The sequence below is a fragment of the Natroniella acetigena genome (assembly GCF_023227745.1).
Lineage (GTDB): Bacteria > Bacillota > Halanaerobiia > Halobacteroidales > Halobacteroidaceae > Natroniella > Natroniella acetigena.
Genome location: NZ_JALKBX010000002.1, coordinates 57,879 through 77,462, shown reverse-complemented (window position 1 = coordinate 77,462; position 19,584 = coordinate 57,879). Strand labels below are relative to the sequence as shown.

Here is a 19,584-nt window from a genome sequence, read left to right as displayed (position 1 = left end):
TTCACTGCTTGGTATAATAGAACAAAGGAGGAATAAAATAACAATGTTTAGTGATAAAAGTTTTGGAGTTTTAGAAAAGTCCTTAGATGGCTTGAATAAGAGACATCAAACTATTTCTAATAATATAGCTAATGTTGATACGCCAGGATATAAAAGGCGGGATGTGTTATTTAAAGATGAAATAGCAAAAGCTTTAGCTGGTGAAAGCAAGTTAAATGTAACTAACAAAAGACATATTCCTTTAGGGAGGGCTGATCTTAATTCAGTTAAACCTCAAGTTCATACTATGGAACAAACTAATGTAAGAAATGATGATAATAATGTCAATATAGATGCAGAAATGTCTAAGTTGGCCCAAAATACCTTAGAATATCAAGCTGTGTCACAAAAGATTGCGAGTCAATTTCAAAGGTTAGATTCAGTAATTCAAAAAGGAGGTAGATAAAATTGGGTGTGTTTAATGGAATGAATGTTAGTAGCTCGGGATTGACAGCACAAAGAGTGCGAATGGATTTGATTTCTAATAATATAGCTAATGTTAATACGACTAGAACAGAAGATGGAGGACCATATCGTCGCCAAGTACCTGTGTTTGCAACTAGATTACAAGATGAGTTGGACAAATTTAATAATAACAGTCAAACGGGAGAAGGGGTTAAAATAACAAAAATTGCTGAGAGTGATGAGCCAGCTAGACTGGAGTATAGACCAGAGCATCCTGATGCTAATCAAGATGGTTATGTAGAGAAGCCAAATGTTAATATTGTTTCAGAGATGACAGATATGATTTCTGCTACTAGGGCTTATGAAGCTAATGTTACTGCTTTAGATTCAGCTAAGAGTATGTTTGAAAGTGCTTTACGGATAGGCTAATAGAAGAAGGAGGAGACTAATGGAAGTCAATAATATAGGCAAACAACAATTATTAACTGGATTGAAGCAAGGAGAAAATAATAAAAACAATCAACCTGGTAATTCTTTTGGAGATATTTTAAAGAGTTCATTACATAAAGTTAATAACCTACAACATCAAGCAGATCAAGCAGGAGAAGACTTGGCTTTAGGAAAAGCAGATAATGTTCATCAGGTTATGGCATCTGCTCAAAAAGCTAAGCTTTCTTTAGACTTAGCTTCATCGGTTACCAATAAAGCTGTTGAAGCTTATAAGGAAGTAATGAGGATCCAAGTGTGAGATATTTAAGCAGTAAGATTGGGGTGTGAATATGGTTGAAAATATTTCAGAAATAAAAGAACAGATTCAGCAACTATTAAATAACCTTGATAAAAAAGCTAAGCTCCTAATTATTGCTTCTGCTTTAATTACAATTGTAGGTTTGTTAATTTTAGTCAATTGGGCTAGCAGACCAGAATATACAGTCCTATTTAGTGAGTTAACTACTCAAGATGCAGCAACTATTGTTGATAGCTTAGATGAAAGAGGAATCTCATATCAGTTAGAGGAACAAGGCAGAACTATTTTAGTTTCAGAGGAAGAAGTTCATAGGTTGCGTTTGGATTTGGCTGGAGAAGAATTACCAACCGGTGGAGTTGCTGGGTTTGAATTATTTGATCAAAGCCAATTAGGTAGTACAGATTTTGATCAACAGGTTAATTATATTCGAGCTTTATCAGGAGAATTAAGTAGAACTATTAAGCAGATAAATAATGTAAATTTTGCTAGGGTTCAAATTACTCCTAGTGAAAGTAGTATTTATCGAGCAGAGGAGAAACCAGCTAAGGCTTCTGTATTAGTAGGGGTTGATGCTGGACAGAAGTTATCTTCAGGAAATATTAAGTCAATTGCTAATTTAGTAGCCAGTAGTGTAGAAGACTTAAGTTCTGATAATGTTACTATTGTAGATAATGCAGGTAATTTATTATCCGCACAATTAGAAGAAGAAGGTCAGTTTGAGTCGAATTATAGACAATTTGAAATACAGGATAGTTTAGAGCGTAGGATTGAAAGAGATTTGGATGTAATGTTGACTAAGGTTTTAGGGATGGACAACTTTGTGGTTAGAGTTAATGCTGATTTAGATTTTGATGAGCATGAAATTGAAAGCAAAAGTTATGAGCCGGTTGTTGATGATAGTGGAATTGCTCGTAGTGAACAGGTAAAAGAAGAGCGAGAAAGTGGAAGAAGTGCTGATCCAGAGGGGGTTCCAGGGACAACCTCAAATTTACCAGAGTATGAGGCAACGAGTGAACATGAAAGTGAAAGAGAAAACATAGAGAGAATTACTAATTATGAAATTAATGAAACAATAGAACGACATGTTAGATCACCAGGAGCAGTAGAGAGGATGTCAGTTTCAGTAATTGTAAATCAAGAAATGGATCCTCAATTTGAAGAAAGTATTAGTCAAGCTGTAGCAGCAGCTGTAGGTTATGATACTGATCGAGGAGACCAGATTTCGGTTACAGGTATGGAATTTGATGATAGTTTAGAGCAGATGAGGCAAGAAGAATTAGCTGCAGAAGAATCAAGAAGGCAGAGAATATTATTATATCTACTTATAGGTGTAGGAATTTTAATTATTAGTTTATTAATTATTTTGTATAAGAGAAGAGAGCAACCAGATGATTCTACAACTACAGAAGAAGTAGAAGCAGGACAAGAGATCGATTATTTAATTGATGAAGCACAAGATGAATTTGCTGCTGCAAATTTGAGTGAGGGGGAAAAGGAAAGACAGCGCTTACAGCGAAACATTCGTAATTTAGTTAATGATCAACCAGAAGAAATAGCTGATTTAATTAGAAGTTGGTTAGCTGAAGAATAAAGGAGGTGAAATAGTGCCTGAATTAACTGGAAGTGAAAAAGCAGCTATTTTACTTGTTTCCTTAGGACCAGACACATCTGCTAAGGTTTTTGAACATTTAAAGGATGATGAAATTGAAGATTTGACTTTGGAAATAGCCAATTTAGATAAAGTGCCGACTGAAATTAAAGAAGATGTATTAGATGAATTTCACCAAATGTGTGTAGCTTATGACTATATTAGCCATGGTGGAATGGATTATGCTCAAGAAGTATTAGAGAAAGCTTTAGGAGAATCTAAAGCAAATAGTATTATTGATCGGTTAACTGCTTCATTACAGGTGAGACCTTTTGATGAATTAAGAAAGACCGATCCTAGTCAAATTTTAAATTTTATTCAAAATGAACACCCTCAAACGATTGCTTTAATTTTGGCTTATCTGGATTCTGAACAATCTGCTAGCATTATATCTGCGTTGCCTCCTGCTAAACAGGCTGAAGTAGCTAAAAGAATAGCTAAGATGGAAAGAATTTCACCAGATGTGATTAAAGAGGTTGAACGAGTATTAGAGCAGAAATTGTCTTCTTTAATGACCAATGAGTATTCAACTGCTGGTGGAATAGATTCGATTGTTGATATTTTGAATTTGGCTGATCGTTCTACTGAAAAGACTATTTTGGATGATCTGGATAAAGAAAACCCAGAATTAGCTGAAGATATTAGACAGAAGATGTTTGTATTTGAAGATATCATTTTATTAACTGATCGAGCTATTCAGTTAATATTGAGACAGATAGATACGGATAATGATCTACCATTAGCTTTAAAAACTGCCAGTGAGGAAGTTGCAGATAAGATCTATAATAACTTATCAAAGCGGGCATCCCAAATGTTACGGGAAGATATAGAGCATTTAGGACCAGTTAGAATTAGTGATGTTGAAGAGGCACAGCAAAATATTGTTAATGAAATTAGAAGGCTAGAAGAAGAAGGAGAAATAGTTATTAATCGTGGTGGAAAGGATGAGGTAATTGTCTAATATTATCAAATCTTCTCAGGTTAAGTCTGATAAAAAAAACTAGAGTATTAGATGCTTTTGCTAAGAAAGAAAAAAGAGAGCAAGAGGTTGAAAAAAGAAGAGAAGAAATTAGTGCAGTTGAGGCTGAAGTTATTAAAGAAAAAGATAATATTTTAGAAGGTGCTGAAATGAAGGCTGAACAGATACTACAGCAAGCTCAGCAAGAAGCGAAAAAATTAAAAAAAGAAGCCCAACAAGAAGCTGAAGCAAAGATTGAGCAGAAATTTGAGCAAGCTAAGGAGAAAGGCTATCAGCAAGGTCTTGAATTGGGCAAGCAAGAAGGGATTAAATTAGGACAACAGCAGATAAGTGGAGAGTTGAAAAGTTTAGTAGAGGATTTAGAAAAAGAGGTAGAGTTATATCAGCAAGATTTAGCTAAACGATTACCACAATTAAAAGAGAAACTGTTTAAGTTAGTAATTAAAATTAGTGAAAAGGTGATTGGTAAGCAGTTAGAAGATAGTTCTAAATTAATTGAAAAGTTTGTTGAAACTGGATTGGATTATTTAGATTATGAAGAGCAAATTAAAATTAAGGTTAATCCTCAGGATTTAGAAAGGTTAAATCAGCATCAAAAAGAGTTATTGACGGCTAATAATGGTTTAGAAGAGGTCAAAGTTATTACTGATAAAAGTATTGAAATTGGTGGCTGTATTATTGAAACTGATTTTGGTGGGGTTGATTTGACTGTTTCTTCTCAGGTGAAGGAGATAGAAGCAAAACTATTGGAAGTGAGTAGTAATGAGTAAAGAACTACTTAAGTTAGATTCCTTAGTTAATGCAATAGAGAATTCAACTCCGATTAAGCATTTTGGTAAAGTTAAGCGGGTAATAGGTTTAATTATTGAATCGGAAGGGCCAAATGTAAGGTTAGGAGAGGTCTGTTTGATCCAATCTATTGTTGCTGATAGGGAAGTCAAGGCTGAAGTTGTAGGCTTTAAGGAGAATAATGTCTTGTTGATGCCACTGGGAGATATGAGTGGGATTGGCCCGGACTGTAAAGTATTTGCTACTGGAGAGTCACTGAAGGTTAAAGTAGGTAATTTTTTATTAGGAAAAGTAGTGGACGGTTTAGGTAATCCAATGTCCAATTTTAAATTTCCTGATGCAGCAGCAAAATATTCAATTAATAATACACCGCCTAACCCATTAACTAGAGCCCGAATTACAGAAAGTCTGTCAGTAGGACTGAGAAGTATAGATGGCCTATTGACCTGTGGAAAAGGGCAGAGGATGGGAATTTTTGCAGGAAGTGGTGTGGGAAAGAGTACTTTGCTAGGAATGATTGCTCGTAATACATCAGCTGATATTAATGTGATTGCTTTAATTGGTGAGCGTGGTAGAGAGGTCAGAGACTTTATTGAGCGTGACTTAGGAGAAGAAGGATTGAAGAATTCTGTGGTAGTTGTAGCTACTTCTGACCAGCCAGCTTTGGTGAGGTTAAAAGGGGCATTAGTAGCTACTACAATTGCTGAATACTTTCGGGATCAAGGTCAAGATGTAATGCTGATGATGGATTCTGTAACGAGATTTGCTATGGCACAACGAGAAGTAGGACTAGCAGTAGGAGAACCTCCAGCAACGAAGGGATATACTCCTTCTGTATTTGCTTTATTGCCTAAATTAATGGAGCGGGCTGGGACCAATGATCGAGGAACAATTACTGGTTTATATACTGTTTTGGTTGAAGGTGATGATATGAATGAGCCAATAGCAGATGCGGTAAGAGGAATTTTAGATGGTCATATCGTTTTATCTCGTGATTTGGCAGCCCAAAATCATTATCCAGCAATCGATATTTTAGAGAGTGTGAGTAGGGTTATGAATGAAATTGTTAGTCAGGAGCATAGAGAAGCTGCTCAAAAATTAAGAGAAGTATTGGCCACTTATGAAGAATCAAAGGATTTGGTTAATATTGGTGCTTATCAAGAAGGTAGTGATCCTGAACTTGATTATGCATTGTCTAAATTAAAGCAGGTCAATAATTTTTTACGGCAAGGTATTAAGGAAGATAGTGATTATCACAAGACAGTACAACAGCTAATTGATATCTTTGCTGAGGGGTGATTGATTAGATGAAGAAATTTTCTTTTGGCTTACAATCTGTTTTGAATTTAAAGGAACAAGAAGAAGCTTTAGTTCAAAAGGAGTTGGCCAAGTTACAGCATAAATATAATCAAGTTAAAACTAATTTGGACAGGTATAAAATAAAGAAGCAGAATTGTCAGCAACAATTGGAAAGAAATGAGGTACAAGAAGTTGAGTTATCTTCTGCCCTTAGATCTCGGAATTATATCAAATATTTAACTGAAGAGATTGAAGAGTTATTGTTACAATTAGAATACTGGGAAGAAAAGATTGAGCAGTGTCGGGTCCGGTTGTTAGATAAGGTTAAAGAGAAGAAGACATTAGTTAAATTAAAGGAGCAACAATACGAAGAGCATGCAGAAGAAGTTTTGCAAGAAGAACAGAAGATTAATGATGAATTAGCAATTAATTTATTTAATCATCAGGGGAATAAAGGTTCTATTTATTAGATTAGGAGGAAGAGTTGATGAAGAAAAAGATGCTCCTAGCGTTAGTTATACTGGTTGTTTTAGCAGGGTTTACTGTCTTTTTGTTGGATATGTTTGAAGTTTATACTTTCGATCAAGTCAAAGCTGGAGGAATAGATTTATTGAGTAATCTACCTGTGGTAGGAGGTTATTTGACTGCCGAAGAAGAGATTGAACGATTAGAAGAGGAATTAGCTGTTGCCAATTCACAATTGGCTGAAGTAGAAGAGCAAAATCAACGTTTATACTTTGAGTTAGAAGGAACTGAAGAAAAAGTTGTACAATTAAATGAGATAATTGATGATTTAGAAGAAGAACTAGAAAGAATGGGAGTAGAGCGGGAAGATTATGAAACTAAGTTGAATCGCTTAGCAGAGATTTATAGTCAGATGAATTCGCAGCGAGCTGCTGATCTATTACCGGATTTGGAGGTTAGGTTAGCAACAGATATATTAAGTCAGATGGATGAAGAGATAGTAGCTGAGATTTTGGAGTTTATGCCTAATGAGGAAGCAGCTGAGTTTTCGACACTATTATCACAGTAAAGCAGATAAAATAAATTTACAGTTTACAATTTACAATGTACAGTTAAAAACAAAAACTCAATGAATAGTGAAGAGCCACTAGTAAAAAATTTAAATTTTAAAGTAGTGATTCACCAACGATTCACGAGGAGTTTTTTTGGTTTATAAAACTCAGAGGTAATGAATACTCGAGATTAAGAATTTTAATTAAGATTTTAGATTTTGAATTCAATTGTAAATTATGCATTGTAAATTGTCAATTGCTTTTGAAAGGGGGTGAGAAGAAGATGCCGATGAATTTGCTAGATATAATAAGTAGTGGAAATTATCAGCCTCAAGCTAGGCAACCACAAAACTCCACTGCGAACAGAGATGATTTCTTATCAGCTTTACAGGATAATTCGGATAGATTATCAAATCAGAATGTTGAATCCAACAAACAATCTGAATCTAAAGTTGATGATGATACTAAACTTGCTAAAAATAAATTATCTAATAAACAATCTAAATTTAAAGTTGATGAAGAGAAGAAGCTTGATAGATTGCAAGAGTTATTAGCAGGGGATTTAGAGGAGATTAGTCAAGAAGAGTTAGAAGAAATTTTGGCATTACTCAGTGATCTAACTAACCTTTTTAAAAGTGAGTTGTTAAATAACTTAGAGATTGAAGAGTTAGAAGTTGAAGAGCAACAAATCCAAGAAATACTTAAGCAACTGGAGACAGAGCTGGATAATCAGTCACTACAAGAGCTTGAACAATTGATGGCTGCTGATGATAATCAGAAGCTACTGGATCTAATTAAGCAGTTAGAACTTGTTCAAGAGAAGTTGATTAAGCAACAGCAAGCTGCAAAAGAGGGTAACCTTTTAAAATTATCTCAGCAAGAACAGGAAGAGATGTTAAAATTGAAAGAGTTAGCAGCTCAGATGGATGGAGAAGTTTTAATGACAGAAGAATCAACTACTGATGCTGAACAATCACTCTTTGCTCAGGATATGCTACATAAAGCTGATTTAGCTCAAGCAAGTAAGAGGACTCAAGAAGGAAAGAGGGTTAAAAATGATGGAACTGTGCAACTCAATAATGAAGACCAATTAAATATGGAGTTGCTAGAGCAATTTGCTGGAAATGAAGAAAAATTGGATAAGTTGCTTCAGGATGGATCGTCAGATTTTAACTTTTCTGAACAAGAAATGCAAGAATTTGATTTGGCTGAGCTTAATAATTTATTAGCTAATAATCAGCAGATTGAAGGAAAACAGCAGGTAAATAATGTTGATTTTGGTCAACAGCTTAACTTAGAAAGTATATTAGGGCAGATCAGTGAGGAAATTAAGTTGTTAGGAGCCAATAAGAATCAAAATCAAGTTACTATTCAATTATACCCAGAGTCTTTAGGGAAGTTGAATTTACGGATAGGTCTGAATGATGGGGTTGTTTCTGCAAGGATACTTTCTGAGAATGGTGAGGTAAAGGAGTTATTAGAAAATAACTTATCTAAATTACGTTCTATCTTGGTACAGCGAGATTTAGAGGTAGGGCAGATTGATGTTTTATCTGCTCAAGCAGGAGAGAATTATGCTGGAAGCTTTGCGGAGCAAGAACAGGATGGATTCTTATTTAATCAGCAACAGGAACAAAAGAGCAAGCGAGAGTTTAGTCTAGATCTGGAAGAGTTGACTGCAGAAGAAATACTGGAAGAAATGCAACAACAGACAAATGTTGAGTTAGATGGTGTTGATTATGTAGTTTAAAGGGGGGAGAAGATGAGTTCAGTTGAAGGAGCTTCTGCTAGTGGTAATGTTGATTTGACTGGTAAGACAGAACCTGGGTCACAGGATTTAGGGAAGGATGAATTTTTGGAATTGTTGGTTACTCAGCTTAAGCATCAAGATCCTCTAGATCCAATGGATGATAAAGAATTTATCGCTCAAACGGCTCAATTTAGTGCTTTAGAGCAGATGCAGAATCTGAATAATACAATGTCTAGTTTTGTTGAAAGTCAGAGTAGAAAGCAAGAGTTGACTTATGCTAGTAGTTTTATAGATAAACAGGTTGAGATTGTTCAGACTGTTGAAGGTGAAGATGGAGAGAAAGAAGAGTTGGCCCCGATTACTGGTAAGGTAGAAAAGGTAATCATCAGTCAAGATAGAGCTAGCCAGATTGTTGTTGATGGTAAAGAATATTCAATTGAAGATGTTCAGAAGGTATTAAGCGAAGGTAGTGCTGGAGAAGAAACAGCCTAAATCTGGTTTTATCTTTTGAATTTAATTATCAATTATCAATTACAAATTGTTAATTGATGTAATTAGGGGAGGTGGTTGATCATGACCAGAATCTATTCTAATCAGCCTTTAGTCCCACCTCAAAATAAGAAGTCTATTAAAGTAGATAAAAAGGAAAGTGATTTTAAGCAACTCCTACAGGATAAGCTGAAAAATAGTAAGAAGTTGAAGTTTTCTAAGCATGCAGCTCAAAGATTAAAGTCAAGAGAGATTGACTTTGATGGTCAAGAACTGCAGAAATTAGAAGAGGCAGTTGCTAAAGCCAAAGCAAAAGGGGCTCAAGAATCGCTGGTCTTGACTGATAATAATGCTTATATTGTCAGTGTTAAAAATGAGACGGTGATTACGGCGATGGATGAAGAGAGTAGTGAGGAGAATCTATTTACTGATATTGATAGTGCGATTGTGATGAAGTAGCTGGACCCGCTAAAGAGTAGGAAAATAATAAGTTTAATTGGAATTTATTATTTGGATGCTCTCAGGGAGGCTATTGGCCGCTAACCGACAGAGGTGGCTGGATTTAGTGATAAGTTATGAGTGACGAGTGATTAGTGAGATATGTGTCTGTGTCAGTAGTCTGTGTCTGTGGTAGTAAGAGCTCAAATTCAAAAGCAAGGTTGAATTTAAAGGCAGATTCAGACTAGTAGGCCAATCTGTGTGTTGATTTACCAAGAAAAATGTAAGGGTCGGTCTCTGTGTCGACCCAGGCTGTCAGACTGGTTGATTGATACACGACAGATGATAAAAGTAATTTTACGGTTGATAGTTATACGCGATAAATCAAGTTGAATCTTGATAAATTATAGATGGAATTGTAATTATAGTGTAATTAAGTGTCAGTAAAAAAATTATGTTGAAAGTGTTTAATTATCAATTGTAAATTATCAATTATTAATTAATAAAACGGAGGGGTTTTAGAGATGTTACGATCAATGTTTGCAGGTGTTTCAGGGTTAGGAGCCCATATGGATAAAATGGATGTTATCAGTAATAATATCTCTAATGTGAATACGACCGGCTTTAAGTCGAGTCGGGCAACATTTCAGAGTATGCTAAGCCAGACGATGGAGGGGGCATCTGCACCGCAGGATGGTCGCGGAGGTACTAACCCGCAACAGGTTGGTCTTGGTGTTAGTTTGGGTAGTATCGATAAGAGTATGGAACAGGGTAGTCTTGAGTCAACAGGTCGAAATACTGACCTAGCTATCGAGGGTGATGGATTCTTCGTCGTCAATGATGGGACGTCCGATCTCTATACGAGAGCAGGAAATACTAACTTTGATAGAGACGGCTATCTCGTTAATTCGAGTAATGGCTATCGGATGCAGGGTTGGATGGCTGATGCGGATGAGAATATAGATAGCAATCAGCCGTTAGAAGATATCAGTCTGCGCCAGTCGATGGATGCTAATGCGACTAGTGAGATTGCCTATGATGGAAACTTGAGTGCTGATGTACCTGGAATTAGTGATGAAGATGATTATGAATCTGCACATGGTTTTGATCTTGAGAATAAAACACCAAGAGATGAAATATTAGAATACTTAGTAACAGATGACATTCCAGGTGATGATGATGAAAATTTTGAAGCAGATTTTGCTCAATTTGAAGATTCTACCCGCTATACTTCAATCCAATCTTACGATTCACAAGGTAGAACGTATGATGTGAATTTAGCATTTACGAGAGTAGGAGAAGGCAATGGTGATGGTGGAGAGTGGGAATGGAATATAGTCGATATCAAGGATGAGTTAGGGAATGTTTGGGTTCAAGAGTTAGATGGTGTTGAGGATACTGATATAGCAACTGCTTTAGATATAGATGAAGATAATGTTACTCAGTTAAATATAGGTGATGATGGAGCAGATGAATTTGTTGATGAGAATAGAGTGATTACTTTTGATGAAGATGGTAATTATGAGTCAGGAAATAGTGGGATTCAACTAGATCCTGAGGGAGTAAATCCTTTACCAATTGATTTAAACTTTGAAGATATGAATCAATATGCAGGGGATTTTAGTGCTGATGTCGATACTGTCAATGGTTATCAGGCTGGTGACTTAGATAGTTTCGATATCGATGGTTCAGGGACTATCACTGGTTATTATGATAATGGCCAACGGCAGACCTTGGCTCAAATAGCCACTGCTACCTTCAATAATCCATCTGGTCTTTCTGAAGAGGGAGATACGACCTTTAGAGAGTCTAATAACTCTGGGGTAGCTAATATCGGTGCTCCAGGTGCTGGTGGTCGAGGAACTATCAGTGGTGGAACGATCGAGATGTCAAATGTAGATATGTCCCGCGAGTTTACTGAGATGATTACGACTCAGCGTGGTTTCCAAGGTAATTCAAGAAGTATTACGACTGCTGATGAATTATTACAAGAGATTGTCAATATGAAACGATAATAAGAGTTAAAATATAGTTTGAGTTTAAGGTTTAAGTAGTGGCAGGTCCCCGTGTCTGCCCGTAAAATTAGATTAAACCCAGGGCGACTACGGGGAGTCGCCCCTACAAAAACATACGTTAATTGTCAATAAAAATAAAGTGCAGAAAGATTTAGATATCTGCTAAAGGCTGTTATAGCAAGACTGAATTTTTAGCAAAGGGATTATTACATAAGTAAGGGGTGATAATGATCATAAAATTAAGGAGATTAAATGATTCAGAGATAGTTGTTAATGCCGAATTGATTGAAACAATTGAAGCAACCCCTGATACTGTAATTACATTGACAACTAATCACCGTTTGATTGTTAAAGAGGATGTAGATGATATAATCGAGATGATAATTGATTACAAGAGGAGGATTAGACTTAAACCAGAATGGGAATGAGGTGATAATGTTGGATTTAGCAACGATAGTAGGTTTAGTTTTAGGGATTTCTTTAGTAGCTTTTGGAATGATATTGGAAGGGAATATTGTTATTTATTTAAATCTCGTTTCTGCTTTTATCGTCTTTGGAGGTACACTGGGTGGGGTAATTCTTGCTTACTCTTTTAGACAATTAAAGGATGCAGTTGGGGCATTGAAGATAGCCTTTTCAAGGCAAAATGAGGAACCAGGTGATATAATTTCTGTTTTGGTCAGTTTTGCTGAAAAAGCAAGAAGAGAGGGGTTACTTGCTTTAGAGGATGAGGCTTATCAATTAGATGATGAGTTTTTGAAGAAAGGAATTCAATTGGTAGTAGATGGAACAGATCCTCAATTAGTCAGAAATATACTAGAGACTGAATTAGATTTTTTAGAACAACGCCATGCAATTAATCGAGGAGTTTTTGACAAAGCTGGTGAATTAGCACCTGCCTTTGGGATGATTGGAACATTGATTGGTTTGATTGGTATGTTAAGCCATTTAGATGATCCTGATGCAATTGGCCCGGGGATGGCTACAGCTCTAATTACGACTTTATATGGTGCTTTGCTAGCTAATTTAGTCTTTATTCCGTTGGCTGAAAAGTTAAGAGTTAAGAGTGAAGAAGAGATTTTAGTTAGAGAGGTAATGATTGAAGGGATCTTATCAATTCAGGCAGGGGAAAACCCTCGCATTGTAGAAGAGAAACTAAAGGCCTTTTTAGCCCCTAAATCTCGTAATCAACTTAATGAAGAACCAGAAACTGAAGGAGGGGCGGTGGGAAGAAATGCCGCGACGTAAACGGGATGAAGATAAAAAAGGCGATAGCTGGTTGACCACCTATGGAGATATGATGACTTTGCTATTAGCTTTTTTTGTGTTATTATATTCTTACTCCAGTATTGATACAGAGAGGTTTAAAATGGTAATAGAAGGACTTCAAGGAAGATTAGGGATTATGGATGGTGGTCGGACAATTTCTAGAAATGAGTTAATAGATGCGGGGTTGACTACTGAGGAATTAGGAGTTGATCAGCTTAGTGAATATTATGAAATGCTCTCAGGTTTTGTAGCAGAGGAAGAGTTAGAAGATGATGTTAGATTGGAGATGACAGATAGAGGTTTGACCATTCATTTTACGGGGAAGGTTTTATTTCCTTTAGGAGAAGCAACAATCAGAGAGAGTGCTTATGATATTTTAGACAGGATAGCTGGGTTTATAAAGACAATTCCTAATGATGTGGCTGTAGAAGGTCATACAGATAATCTTCCGATTAGTAATCCTAAATTTCCTTCTAATTGGGAACTATCGACAACGAGAGCAACTAATGTAGTCAGATACTTTATTGAGCAGCAGGAGATAAATCCGGAAAGATTGTTCGCTGCAGGATATTCTAAATATAAACCCATTGAGCCTAATGATACACCAAAAAATAGAGAGTTGAATCGCAGAGTAGATATTATTATTTTGAGGGCTGACGATGGTGAGATTAATGGGGGGATATAAGTAATGAGCGAAGAGAAAAGTGGTTTGAATTATAGTCTGATTGTAGGAATATTGATCGCAGTAGTATTGGCTACTGGAATCTCTTATTTTATGATGGTTAATTTAGCTGGGATTGATCAGAGTGAAGAGAGTGAAGTAAGTACTACAGCTCGAGAATTAGGGCCAATTACTGAGATAGGTGAGTTTTTAGTTAATCTTGCTGGGGGAAGAAGGTTTATTAGGTTAAATATTACTGTTGAGGTTGATGATGCAGATGTTGCCGAAGAAATAGATAGACGGAGACCACAAATTAGAGATACAATTATCTCTATCTTAAGAAGTAAAGAACAAGAAGAAATAAGTTCTGAACAAGGAGCTATGGAATTGAGAAGTGAGATTATGGAAAAAACAAATGAAAAATTGTTAGAAGGAACAGTGACTAATGTCTTCTTTACCGAATTTGTAATTCAATAAAGGAGGGATAAGGATGTCTGATGAGGTTCTATCTCAAGAGGAGATAGACGAGTTGATCAAAGCTAAGACAGAAGAATGATAATGATTTCAACTATAGATTTTAGTGATTGTTAATTCTGTTTTTTAATTAAGTAGGGGGTAGATTCATGTCATCAAATAGAGTTTTATCCCAAAATGAAATTGATTCGTTATTGGACGCTGTATCATCTGGAAAAGTAGAAGCAGATGAATTAAAACAAGAAGCAGAAGAGGTAATAGAGGTTTATGATTTTAAACATCCCAACAAATTGTCTAAAGATCAGCTAAGAACTTTAAGGATGATTTATGAAGGTTTTTGTCGGTTGTTAACTACTTCAATCTCTACGCAATTAAGGACTATGGTTAAGTCTGAATTGACATCGATTGAGCAGTTATCTTATGATGAATTTATTCGTTCTTTACCACAACCTACAATCATGTCGGTTTGTGATTTTTATCCTCTTCATGGAGAGTTTATTATTGAGATGAATCCTAAGATAGCATATACTATTGTTGAGAGGCTCTTTGGGGGAGAAGGTGGTTCTTTAGACAGGAGTAGAGAATTTACTGATATTGAAGAAGTAGTATTAAAGAAGATCAATAAACGGATCTTAAATAATTTTAGTGAAGCATGGGAAAATGTGGTTGATTTGAGACCACGCCTTAAGGAGTTGGAATCTAATCCACAATTTACTCAAATTGTTCCCAGTAATGACATGGTGATTTTAGCTACTATAGAAACAGTAATTGGGGAAGTTGAAGGCTTAATTAATATTTGTATTCCTTACATAGTGTTAGAACCAATTGTCTCTAAGTTGAGTGCTCAATATTGGTTTTCAACATCAAGGAAAGGTTCTACTACTGAAACGCTAGAAAAACTAAAGAAGAGATTAGGAAAAGCTAAATTACCAGTAATAGCTGAACTAGGAAGAGCAAGTATTACTGTTGGTCAGTTGTTGGAATTAAATCAAGGGGATGTTATTAAATTAGATACTAAAGTAGAAGATAATTTGAAGGTGCATGTTAGCAAACGTAGAAAATTTGAAGCTAAGCCAGGTAGAAAGGGTAGTAATTTAGCTGTTGAAATTATTTCGACAATAGATGATCAAGATGAGTGGGAGGAGGAAGATGATGAGTGATGAAATGTTATCTCAAGATGAAATTAGTGCTTTATTAGAAGAAAATAATATAAATGATGTACCAGGAGATCAAATAGATGAAAGCAAAGAGCTATTAAGTCCGTTAGAAAAGGATGCAATTGGGGAAGTTGCTAATATCTCGATGGGGTCTGCTGCTACAGCTTTATATGGACTATTAGATCAAAAAGTAGAAATTACAGCTCCAGAAGTATCATTAAGTACAATTAATCGATTGGTGGAGGGTTATGTTAGACCGTGTATTTTAGTTGATGTCCAATATGTAGAAGGATTGCAAGGAAGTAATCAATTAATCGTTGAAACAGAAGATGCTGCTATTATTGCTGACTTAATGATGGGCGGAGATGGAACGGAGCCTCCAAGTGAATTGAGTGAGTTACATATCAGTGCTGTAGGTGAAGCAATGAATCAGATGATGGGGTCTGCTGCTACATCGATGTCAGACTTTTTTGAGGGTAATAAGATTAATATCTCTCCTCCAAATGCTGAACTATTGGAATTAAGTAGCGATCATGTTGATTTGGAAGGTATTTCAGGGGATGATGATATTGTTCAGGTAGCATTTAATATGCATATTGGAGATTTGATAGATAGTCAAATCATACAGATAATGACTATGGCTTTTGCTAAACAGCTAGTAGAGGGCTTAATGGGTGATAATCAAGAGGAAGAGCCAGAAGTTGAAGAAGTTCAACCACAACAATCCCAACAGCAACAAACTCAGGTTAATTCCCAACAACAGCAACCTCAAACCCAAATGAGAAGTCAGCCCCAACAGGGCCAACCTCAGCAACCTTCAGCAATGAGTCCTCAGCCAGATGTTGAAGTCGAAGGTGTTGAGTTTGAGCAATTAGGAGGACAATTGGCTAGTGATTTAAATAATGATATTAGCTTGATTTATGATGTACCATTGGAATTGACTGTTAGATTAGGTAAGACCAGAATGTCGATTAAAGAAATTCTTGATTTAGGTCCTGGTTCTGTGATTGAGTTAGATAGGTTAGCAGGGGAAGCAGTTGATCTATTGGTTAATGGAAAATTGATTGCTAAAGGTGAGGTAGTTGTGATTGATGAGAACTTTGGGTTCAGGGTTACAGATATTGTCAGTGCTGAAGAGCGATTGAAGAAATTATAAATTAAGGATTGATATTATGTCCTATGGGTTGGAAATTATCAAAGTATTGATTACATTAGGAGCTATTTTAGGATTATTTTATTTAATAATTAAATTTTTACAAGGAAAGCAAGGTCTATTAAATCAGACCGACCAGATTAAGGTGTTAGAGCGTTGTTATCTGAATAGTAATCAGACGTTATACTTAATTAAGGTAGTTGACCAAGTTTGGCTAGTCTCTGGTACTAAAGAGAAATTAGAGTTTATTAAAGAGGTTGATCTAGCTGTTGATTCTTTAGTAATTGAGAAAGAGGTCGGATTATTAAATCTTTTCAAAAAGGGTAAGGATGGATTTAATGAGGAGTAAGTATCTAATAATTATTACATTAGTTTTGCTGGGATTAGTCTTAGTCCAGAGTAGTGCTTTAGCAGTTACCGAATTTAATCTACCGAACTTAGATATTCAGATTGGGGAAGGTACAGAAGAACCACAAGATCTGGCGAATTCATTACAGATTTTAATATTACTAACGGTACTAACTTTAGCACCGGCAATTTTGATCCTGTTGACATCATTTACTAGAATTATTGTAGTTTTATCTTTGTTGCGGAGAGGATTAGCAACACAGACTATGCCTCCCAATCAGGTTTTAATTGGTTTAGCAATCTTTTTGACAATTTATGTGATGTCACCTGTCTGGGGTCAAATTAATCAAGAAGCTGTACAACCTTATTTGGCAGAAGAGATTGAACAGAGCGTAGCTTTAGAGAATACTTTAGATCCATTAAGGGAGTTTATGTTTAGCAATACTCGAGAGAAGGATATTGCTTTATTTATTAATATGTCAGAATTAGAACGACCTAATAATCAAGAGGATGTACCAACTTTTACTTTAATACCAGCATTTATAACCAGTGAATTGAGGACCGCTTTTCAAATCGGATTTATTATTTATATTCCGTTTATAGTAATCGATATGATTGTAGCTAGTGTTTTGATGTCAATGGGGATGATGATGTTGCCACCAGTTATGATTTCTCTCCCCTTTAAAGTACTATTATTTGTATTAGTCGATGGGTGGTATTTAGTAATTAGGTCTTTAGTTGAGACTTTTTAATTAAGGAGCGGAGAGTAGATGAGTCAAACTTTAGTAATTGAAATTGGACGTAAAGCACTGCTGGTAACTATTCAAGTAGCAGCACCGATGTTATTACTAGGAATGTTAGCAGGTTTAATAGTCAGTATTTTTCAAGCAACGACTCAGATTCAGGAGCAGACTTTAAGTTTTATCCCCAAAATTTTGGCTGTTTTAGTGGCTTTGATGGTCTTTGGTCCCTGGATGTTAAATGTTCTATTGGATTTTGTTAGTGAGTTGTTTATTAATATTCCCAGTTATGTCGGATAGTAAGGTGGAGTAAGTATGGAAGAAGTAGAATTGTTGACTCAAGTATATCAGTTTAGTTTAGTATTAGCCCGGATAATAGGATTTTTTGCAGTTGCTCCTATCTTTGGCAGTGAGGTTTTGCCACGCAGGTTACGGGTTGGATTTGCAGTCTTGATCGTCTTTGTCTTATTTCCGACTCTGTCGTGGGAAGGAATTGGAGTCCCGGAACAACTATTAGTGGTCGGATTTCAACTGGTAATTGAGTTATTTATCGGATTACTAGTTGGATTTCTTTTGCAATTAACATTTATTACTGTTCAGTTAGCCGGAATATTTATTGATCGGAAGATGGGATTTATGATGGCCAGTGTTATGGATCCATTACATGGGATTCAAGCTCCTTTGATAGGGCAATTTAAGAATGTATTAGCTACCTTGCTTTTTTTGTCAATTGATGCTCATCATTATCAATTGAGATTATTGTCCGATAGTTTTAAACTGGTTCAAGTGACTAATTTTCAGTCATCACCACAGTTTTTAAGGGCAGTATTAAGAATTATTGGTGATCTATTTCCGCTAGCTTTCCAGATTGCTTTACCAATCATGGCGATTGTGTTTATTGTTGATCTTGCTTTTGGTCTGGTTGCTCGAACTGTTCCGCAGATGAATGTCTTTATGCTGGGTTTACCGACTAAGGTCTTTGTTGGCTTGGTTATTTTGGGTTTTATTTTGCCAAATTATCTTGGGTTTATGCAAAATTTATTTATGGAGCGGTTTGATGAGTTATATCAAATTTTAAATTTAATGATAGAAAGAGGATGAACTGATGCCTGAAGAAGAAAAAACGGAAGATCCCACCCCCAAACGGAGACAAGAAGCTAGAGAAGAAGGTCAAGTAGCAAGTAGTAAGGAGCTAAATAGTGCGTTTACTTTATTATTCAGTTTTATAGTTTTATATTTTTTAATGAGATATTTAATAGAGCAGATTATAGAGTTTACTTATAAATCATTTGCAAGTTATCTTACAATGGAGATAACTGCCAATAACTTTTATAATTTATTATTAGAAATAGGGTTTTTAGGATTTAGATTAATAGCACCAATTTTGCTGATAGTTACTGCAGTAGGGGTAACTATTACCTATTTACAGATCGGTTTTTTGTTTACTCCTAAGGTTTTAGTCCCTAAATTAAATAAATTGAACCCGATTGAAGGGGCCAAGCAGCTCTTTTCTAAGCGGACTTTTGTAGAATTGATTAAATCTTTAGCAAAAGTAGGAATTATTACTTATATATCATACTTAACTATTAGAGATGTCTTAAGCCAGTACCTATTATTAACTACAGTTGGCTTAAATCATGCTTTAGAATTAATCGGTGATACGGCCTTTTCTTTAGCAATGAGAGTCAGTGCTTTTATGATTGTGATAGGGATTATTGATTTGATTTATCAAAAGTGGGAGCATGAGCAACAATTGAAGATGACTAAACAAGAGGTTAAAGAAGAGAGAAAACAGATGGAAGGTAGTCCAGAGGTCAAATCGAAGCGTAAACAGAAACAACAAGAGATGGCTATGAGTAGGATGATGCAAGAGGTACCGGAAGCGGATGTAGTTATTACTAACCCAACTCATATTGCTGTAGCTGTTAAATTTGATTTGGAAACAATGGAAGTTCCAATCTTGATAGCTAAGGGTCAAGGAGAGATTGCACAAAGAATTAAGGAAGTAGCTACAGAGAATGAGATCGAGATTGTAGAGGAGAAGCCTTTAGCAAGAGCATTATATAAGTTGGTCGAGATTGGTGACGAGATACCATATGAATTATATCAAGCTGTAGCAGAAATCTTAGCTTATGTGTATCAATTGGATGAGGAAAGGAGGTCGTAA

24 protein-coding genes are annotated in these 19,584 nt (G+C 35.7%); all 24 read left to right on the top strand.

What is annotated here, in order from left to right; translation table 11 throughout:
* The first annotated feature begins 43 nt into the window (after positions 1 to 43).
* Entirely contained in the window at positions 44 to 445 is a 402-nt protein-coding gene (flgB, locus tag MWH25_RS00980; protein WP_248624859.1) for a flagellar basal body rod protein FlgB, read from the top strand.
* Between the two features lie 2 nt (positions 446 to 447).
* A complete protein-coding gene (gene flgC / locus MWH25_RS00975; RefSeq protein ID WP_248624856.1) occupies positions 448 to 873 on the top strand; it encodes a flagellar basal body rod protein FlgC in 426 nt (141 codons plus the stop codon).
* A gap of 19 nt (positions 874 to 892) precedes the next feature.
* Positions 893 to 1,192 carry a flagellar hook-basal body complex protein FliE gene (gene fliE / locus MWH25_RS00970; protein WP_248624854.1) on the top strand — a complete coding sequence of 100 codons (300 nt, stop codon included), beginning with the start codon at positions 893 to 895 and terminating at the stop codon, positions 1,190 to 1,192.
* Positions 1,193 to 1,223: 31 nt separating this feature from the next.
* A complete protein-coding gene (gene fliF, locus MWH25_RS00965; RefSeq protein WP_248624852.1) occupies positions 1,224 to 2,783 on the top strand; it encodes a flagellar basal-body MS-ring/collar protein FliF in 1,560 nt (519 codons plus the stop codon).
* A gap of 13 nt (positions 2,784 to 2,796) precedes the next feature.
* Complete coding sequence (gene fliG, locus MWH25_RS00960; protein WP_428832785.1) at positions 2,797 to 3,801, top strand: flagellar motor switch protein FliG; 1,005 nt, start codon at positions 2,797 to 2,799, stop codon at positions 3,799 to 3,801.
* Positions 3,802 to 3,968: 167 nt separating this feature from the next.
* Positions 3,969 to 4,589 (top strand): FliH/SctL family protein, encoded by a 621-nt coding sequence (locus MWH25_RS00955; RefSeq protein ID WP_248624850.1) that lies wholly within the window; start codon positions 3,969 to 3,971, stop codon positions 4,587 to 4,589.
* Positions 4,582 to 5,907, top strand: coding sequence for a flagellar protein export ATPase FliI (gene fliI / locus MWH25_RS00950; protein WP_248624848.1), 1,326 nt, complete (start codon positions 4,582 to 4,584; stop codon positions 5,905 to 5,907). Before MWH25_RS00955 ends, fliI begins: the two co-directional genes overlap by 8 nt.
* A gap of 8 nt (positions 5,908 to 5,915) precedes the next feature.
* Entirely contained in the window at positions 5,916 to 6,377 is a 462-nt protein-coding gene (gene fliJ / locus MWH25_RS00945) for a flagellar export protein FliJ (protein WP_248624846.1), read from the top strand.
* A 17-nt stretch (positions 6,378 to 6,394) separates the two neighbouring features.
* Positions 6,395 to 6,940 carry a MotE family protein gene (locus tag MWH25_RS00940; protein WP_248624844.1) on the top strand — a complete coding sequence of 182 codons (546 nt, stop codon included), beginning with the start codon at positions 6,395 to 6,397 and terminating at the stop codon, positions 6,938 to 6,940.
* A gap of 266 nt (positions 6,941 to 7,206) precedes the next feature.
* Positions 7,207 to 8,673, top strand: a complete 1,467-nt coding sequence (locus MWH25_RS00935) for a flagellar hook-length control protein FliK (protein ID WP_248624842.1) — start codon at positions 7,207 to 7,209, stop codon at positions 8,671 to 8,673.
* A gap of 12 nt (positions 8,674 to 8,685) precedes the next feature.
* On the top strand, positions 8,686 to 9,165 hold the full coding sequence (flgD, locus tag MWH25_RS00930; RefSeq protein WP_248624840.1) for a flagellar hook assembly protein FlgD: 480 nt from the start codon (positions 8,686 to 8,688) through the stop codon (positions 9,163 to 9,165).
* An 81-nt stretch (positions 9,166 to 9,246) separates the two neighbouring features.
* A complete protein-coding gene (locus MWH25_RS00925; RefSeq protein WP_248624838.1) occupies positions 9,247 to 9,621 on the top strand; it encodes a TIGR02530 family flagellar biosynthesis protein in 375 nt (124 codons plus the stop codon).
* A gap of 503 nt (positions 9,622 to 10,124) precedes the next feature.
* The gene (gene flgF / locus MWH25_RS00920) at positions 10,125 to 11,615 is read left to right on the top strand and encodes a flagellar basal-body rod protein FlgF (RefSeq protein WP_248624836.1); all 1,491 of its coding nucleotides are present in this window, start codon (positions 10,125 to 10,127) and stop codon (positions 11,613 to 11,615) included.
* Between the two features lie 230 nt (positions 11,616 to 11,845).
* Entirely contained in the window at positions 11,846 to 12,043 is a 198-nt protein-coding gene (locus tag MWH25_RS00915) for a flagellar FlbD family protein (protein WP_345947209.1), read from the top strand.
* A 10-nt stretch (positions 12,044 to 12,053) separates the two neighbouring features.
* The gene (locus MWH25_RS00910) at positions 12,054 to 12,863 is read left to right on the top strand and encodes a motility protein A (RefSeq protein WP_248624902.1); all 810 of its coding nucleotides are present in this window, start codon (positions 12,054 to 12,056) and stop codon (positions 12,861 to 12,863) included.
* On the top strand, positions 12,850 to 13,569 hold the full coding sequence (locus tag MWH25_RS00905) for a flagellar motor protein MotB (protein ID WP_248624832.1): 720 nt from the start codon (positions 12,850 to 12,852) through the stop codon (positions 13,567 to 13,569). Before MWH25_RS00910 ends, MWH25_RS00905 begins: the two co-directional genes overlap by 14 nt.
* A 3-nt stretch (positions 13,570 to 13,572) precedes the next feature.
* On the top strand, positions 13,573 to 14,022 hold the full coding sequence (locus tag MWH25_RS00900; protein ID WP_248624830.1) for a flagellar basal body-associated FliL family protein: 450 nt from the start codon (positions 13,573 to 13,575) through the stop codon (positions 14,020 to 14,022).
* A gap of 146 nt (positions 14,023 to 14,168) precedes the next feature.
* Positions 14,169 to 15,179, top strand: coding sequence for a flagellar motor switch protein FliM (fliM, locus tag MWH25_RS00895; protein ID WP_248624828.1), 1,011 nt, complete (start codon positions 14,169 to 14,171; stop codon positions 15,177 to 15,179).
* Positions 15,172 to 16,332, top strand: coding sequence for a flagellar motor switch phosphatase FliY (gene fliY / locus MWH25_RS00890; RefSeq protein WP_248624826.1), 1,161 nt, complete (start codon positions 15,172 to 15,174; stop codon positions 16,330 to 16,332). Before fliM ends, fliY begins: the two co-directional genes overlap by 8 nt.
* 16 nt (positions 16,333 to 16,348) lie before the next feature.
* Positions 16,349 to 16,678: a flagellar biosynthetic protein FliO gene (locus MWH25_RS00885; protein WP_248624824.1), complete on the top strand. Its 330-nt coding sequence runs from the start codon at positions 16,349 to 16,351 to the stop codon at positions 16,676 to 16,678.
* Positions 16,668 to 17,429: a flagellar type III secretion system pore protein FliP gene (gene fliP / locus MWH25_RS00880; RefSeq protein ID WP_248624822.1), complete on the top strand. Its 762-nt coding sequence runs from the start codon at positions 16,668 to 16,670 to the stop codon at positions 17,427 to 17,429. The genes MWH25_RS00885 and fliP overlap by 11 nt, the downstream gene beginning before the upstream one ends.
* Positions 17,430 to 17,447: 18 nt before the next feature.
* The gene (fliQ, locus tag MWH25_RS00875) at positions 17,448 to 17,717 is read left to right on the top strand and encodes a flagellar biosynthesis protein FliQ (RefSeq protein ID WP_248624820.1); all 270 of its coding nucleotides are present in this window, start codon (positions 17,448 to 17,450) and stop codon (positions 17,715 to 17,717) included.
* 15 nt (positions 17,718 to 17,732) lie between these two features.
* Complete coding sequence (gene fliR, locus MWH25_RS00870; RefSeq protein WP_248624819.1) at positions 17,733 to 18,518, top strand: flagellar biosynthetic protein FliR; 786 nt, start codon at positions 17,733 to 17,735, stop codon at positions 18,516 to 18,518.
* Positions 18,519 to 18,522: 4 nt separating this feature from the next.
* Positions 18,523 to 19,584 carry a flagellar biosynthesis protein FlhB gene (gene flhB / locus MWH25_RS00865; RefSeq protein ID WP_248624816.1) on the top strand — a complete coding sequence of 354 codons (1,062 nt, stop codon included), beginning with the start codon at positions 18,523 to 18,525 and terminating at the stop codon, positions 19,582 to 19,584.